The 3,431-nt window shown below is 60.6% G+C and carries 4 protein-coding genes; all 4 read right to left on the bottom strand.

Going from position 1 to position 3,431, the window contains the following annotated elements:
* Positions 1-567: DUF502 domain-containing protein (locus Q0C48_RS05255; protein WP_291522187.1), on the bottom strand; the 567-nt coding region annotated here is incomplete at its 3' end.
* A 73-nt stretch (positions 568-640) separates the two neighbouring features.
* Complete coding sequence (locus Q0C48_RS05250; protein ID WP_291522185.1) at positions 641-2,026, bottom strand: sigma-54 dependent transcriptional regulator; 1,386 nt, start codon at positions 2,024-2,026, stop codon at positions 641-643.
* A 1-nt stretch (position 2,027) separates the two neighbouring features.
* A complete protein-coding gene (locus Q0C48_RS05245) occupies positions 2,028-2,537 on the bottom strand; it encodes a hypothetical protein (protein ID WP_291522183.1) in 510 nt (169 codons plus the stop codon).
* On the bottom strand, positions 2,537-3,431 hold an 895-nt coding region (locus Q0C48_RS05240; protein WP_291522181.1), incomplete at its 5' end, for a HAMP domain-containing sensor histidine kinase. The genes Q0C48_RS05245 and Q0C48_RS05240, both read right to left, overlap by 1 nt.

The raw sequence follows: 3,431 nt of genomic DNA, 5'->3' as shown, positions 1-3,431 counted from the left end.
GGTGAGGTCGGGCAGGGGGATGACTTTGTCGCGTGGCACGAGGCAGGTGAAGCCGCCGATGCCGTAGCTCATGGGGATAAACACCGCGATACATTCCTCGGGCAACCGGGGCAGTTCGCTGAGGGTGTCGCGCGTAACCAGGCCGATGAGATAACCCATGTCGCCGCCCTGGCGAACCAGTACGGCACTACGGAAACCACGGTCCGTCCCGCCAAAAAGCAAGCCTACCGTTTCGTGAATAGTGCTGTAGAGGCTGTGCAGTACGGGAATGCGTCCGAGTACGGTGTTCAGTTTCTCAAAAATCCAGGCGGTCAGGACATGGGAGGCGAGGAAACCGACACCAAGAATAATCATCAAGGTCAGCAACAAGCCCAGGCCGGGGATGTCGACGCCAAAAAGCGCCCTGATCGGTGCCTCAAATAGGTTGTTCAGCCAGCCGCCTATCCACAACACCACGTAAACCGTCAGCCCAATGGGCAGCGAGATGAGCAAACCCTGAGCGAACCAGCGGCGGAGGTGGATACGCTGGAAGAGTGATTTCTGCGCGATCGGAACGGGTAGTGTCATCGGGCCGTTGACGGAGTCAAAGTAGGCTCAGCATAGCAAGATCGGTGATGGGGGCAAAGCACCTGCACCATCGCTATTCCTCATTCCGGTCCTCCAGGCCCTTGAAAAGCTGTGGAGCCAGACTGTGTTTACGCATCAGTTTGTAAAGATCAGTCCGGTGTCGGCCGGCTATGCGCGCGGCGCGGGAGATGTTGCCATCCGTGGCGCGCAGCAGATTTTCCAGATAGGTACGCTCAAAGGCGGCCTTGGCATCCTGCAGGGGAGGGAAGGCACTCTGGCCGCCCTGGCGACCGGTGTCGGGGATGGCATCGGCAGCGACCCAGCCTTTTTCGGTGACCGCCGCGGCAAAGGTGACGGCATTCTCGAGCTCCCGGACATTGCCGGGCCAGGACCGCTGCATCAACTTGTCGAGGGCTTCGGGACTGAAGCCCAGAATATCGCGGTTCATGCGCTGACTTTCCCGATCTAGAAAATACTGGGCCAGCAGCAGGATGTCTTCCGCCCTTTCACTCAGGCTGGGGACTCGCAGCGGGATGACATGCAGACGATAGTAAAGGTCCTCGCGGAAGGCACCGTCGGCGGTAAGGGTGTGAATATCCTGATGGGTGGCGCTGATGACCCGCAAGTCGACAGTCGTCTCCATTTTTGCGCCGACGGGACGCAGAGTGCCTTCCTGAAGGACGCGGAGCAACTTGACCTGCAGGGTGAGAGGCAGGTCGGCGATTTCATCGAGGAAGAGGGTGCCGCCGCTGGCGCTGCGGATCAATCCGGCATGGTCTTGAGTGGCGCCGGTGAAGGCGCCTTTGACATGACCGAAGAGTTCGCTCTCCGCCAGTTCGGCGGGAATGGCACCGCAATTGACCGCAACGAATGGGCCGTCGCGGCGCGGGCTGGTGTCGTGGATGGCGCGGGCGACACGTTCCTTGCCGGAGCCGCTTTCCCCGGAAAGGAAAACGCTGGCCTTCGAGCTGGCAATGCGCGCCAGTTCATCCACCAGCGCGGCCATGATGGGACTGCGGTGAAGGATGCTTTGTCCGGCTTGTTCGCGCAATGCGGCCCGCAGCTTACGGGTTTCCTGCCCGGCGCGGCGCTGCGCGAGCGCGGCCTTGGTCAACTCCTGCAACTCTTCATTACTGAAGGGCTTGCTGAGATACCCGAACGCCTGTGCACGCATGGCTGCCACCGCATTGGGGATGCTGCCGTGGGCGGTGAGCAGAATGACGGGGAGATCAGGGTCAAGCGCCTGCACCGCCTCTAGCACGGCCATCCCGTCCATGCCCGGCATGCGCAGATCGGTGATGACCAGATCGGGCTTGTCCTTGTGCAAGATCTGCATGCCTTGTGCGGGATCACTGCTGGCCAGGACATGGTATCCCTCACTTTCCAGCCAGAGGCCGAGCAGACGCAGAAAGTCGGGATCGTCGTCAACAGTGAGTATAGTGGGGGTAGGTTGGGGCATCTTAGGGCTGCTTGAGAACGTGGTGGTCAAGAGATTTTGCGGCATGTTCGCGGAGGAGATTTTCCAGGCGATTCAGGCGTGCTTGCGCGGCAGCGGATTGTGCTTGTGCGGTAGCGGATCGTGCCTGGGCCAGTCTGAGTTTGGCTATACATGCGTCCTTGGTGGCGGTGTGCTCTTGCAGAGCGTGGACAACACGACGCAGAGGGAAAGTTTCGGCCGCCACTTCGTTATTCTGGGCCGCGAGCCCCAACTCTCGCGCCGCATTCCCCAAAGCCGTACCATTCAGCGGCCCGCCACTCAGATAACCATTGGCTAACGCCACATGGATGCGCGCGCAAGCGGCGGATGTGGGCACGCCACAGTGGGCGAGATCACTGAGCAATGTGTTGCGTGTTGCGCTGGGCAGAGGGGGCGGTGGGGCTGTCTGTGGCGTGAGTCGTGCGCAGGCACTCAGCGTTGCGGAGAGACCGAGCGTGGCGAGGATCGGAAAGACGTGAGCGATCCAGCGCATCAAATGGCTCCGACGTTGCGCGCTGCGGGCAACCAGATTTCGGCGCAGAGACCACCGCTGGAGCGATTGTGCATCCGGATCCAGCCGCCTTGGGCGCCCACCAGCTCGCGGGTAATCGCAAGGCCCAGACCCGTGCCGCGGGGCAGACTGTTGCTGACCGGCACCTGATAAAAGCGTTCAAAGACCCGTTCCAGCAGGGCCTCGGGGATGCCGGGACCGTTGTCGCCAACGCTAAAGAGAATGCCCCCTTGTTGTGCCGTTGCGCGAACCTCGATCCGGCCGCCCGCCGGACTGTATTTATGGGCGTTACTGACCAGATTGGTCAGAATCTGGCGCAGTCTCTGGGGATCTGCATAGACGCTGAGTTCCTTCACTCCGTTACAATCTAATATCTGATTTTTTTTATCGGTCAGCGGTTGCATACGTTTTTGCAGGTCGACCAGCACTTCGGTAATAGGGATATCCTGCGGTGAAAAATCCAGGGAACGCGCTTGCAGGGCGTGCATGTCCAGCATTTCCTGAATGGCGGCGTACAACTCCTTGACCTGACGGACGATGATTTCGAGCACTTCGTGCTGCCGCGGTAACAGCGGGCCGATGCGCTCACTGAGCAGGAGTTCGCTGCCAGAGCGCGCCGAGGCCAGCGGAGTGATCAACTCGTGAGACACCTGGCTGAGGAGTTCGTGTCGCAAACGTTCTTCTTCCCGCAGCCGCGCCTGCATGCTTTCAATGCTGCGGGCGAGATCGCGGAGCTCCTGGGGGCCTTCACTGGCGACATTCGTCAGTTTACCCGCGCCAATATCCTCCACGGCACGACGAAAATCGTTGAGGGGTCGGGTCAGGGCGGTGGCTACCCGCCAGGGAATGAGTATGCTGAGCAAAGCGGTGATGAAT

The organism is Acidithiobacillus sp., assembly GCF_023255755.1.
In the GTDB taxonomy this organism is placed as follows: domain Bacteria; phylum Pseudomonadota; class Gammaproteobacteria; order Acidithiobacillales; family Acidithiobacillaceae; genus Acidithiobacillus.
Note: the sequence above shows the minus strand (reverse complement) of the source record. Positions and strands in the feature narration are given on the sequence as shown.